General features: G+C 67.5%; 1 protein-coding gene. It reads left to right on the top strand.

Features of this window, described 5'->3' with window-relative positions; genetic code table 11:
- The coding region (locus U1700_RS15470) for a DEAD/DEAH box helicase (RefSeq protein ID WP_332753544.1) at positions 1-1015 on the top strand (1015 nt) is incomplete at both ends.

The raw sequence follows: 1015 nt of genomic DNA, 5'->3' as shown, positions 1-1015 counted from the left end.
CCGGTTGATGGACCTGTTCCAGCGCGGCAACATCCTGCTGACCGGCTGTTCGATGCTGGTGATCGACGAGGCCGACCGGATGCTCGACATGGGGTTCATCCCCGATATCGAGGAAATCTGCACCAAGCTGCCCAAGCAGCGCCAGACGCTGCTCTTCTCCGCGACCATGCCGCCGCCGATCAAGAAGCTGGCCGACAAGTTCCTGGAAAATCCCAAGACGATTGAGGTCGCGCGTCCCGCCTCGACCAACATCAACATCACCCAGTTCGTGGTGCCGGTCGCACCCCAGTCGTTCGAGAAGCGCAAGCGCCTGCGCCAGCTGCTGGGGCAGGAAGAGGTTCGCACCGCGATCATCTTCTGCAACCGCAAGACGACGGTGCGCGAGCTGAACAAGTCGCTCAAGCAGCACGGCTTCCGCTCGGGCGAAATCCATGGCGACATGGAACAGCCGCAGCGCCTGGCCGAGCTGGAGCTGTTCAAGCGCGGCGACATCAACATCCTCGTCGCCTCGGACGTCGCGGCGCGCGGGCTGGACATCAAGGGCGTCAGCCACGTCTTCAACTTCGACGCGCCCTGGCACCCGGACGATTATGTCCACCGCATCGGCCGCACCGGCCGGGGCGGCGCGACCGGCACCGCCTATACCTTCGTCGCGCCGGATGACGCCGAGAATCTTGAGAATATCGAGAAGCTGACCGGCCAGAAGATCGACCGGCTCGAACTGCCCGCCCCGGCGGAAGAGGAGCGCCCCGCCCGCCGCACCCGCCGCGACCGTGCCCCCCGTCCGGTCGAGGTCGACGTCGAGGCCACTCCGGCGGCCGAAGCGGTCGAGGACGCGCCCCGCGCGCGCCCCGCTCGCAGCCGTCGCGAGGAACCACGCCGCGAGCAGGTTCAGCGCGAACAGCCTCGCCGGGAAGAACCGCGCGAGGCCCGTAACGACGACCGTCGTCGCGACCGTCGCCGCTCCCATCAGGATGAGACGCCCGATGACGGCAGCTGGAACGGCCCGATCCCG

The sequence above is a fragment of the Sphingomonas sp. RB1R13 genome (assembly GCF_036663775.1).
Lineage (GTDB): Bacteria > Pseudomonadota > Alphaproteobacteria > Sphingomonadales > Sphingomonadaceae > Sphingomicrobium.
This window is presented reverse-complemented; position numbering and strand designations above follow the sequence as displayed.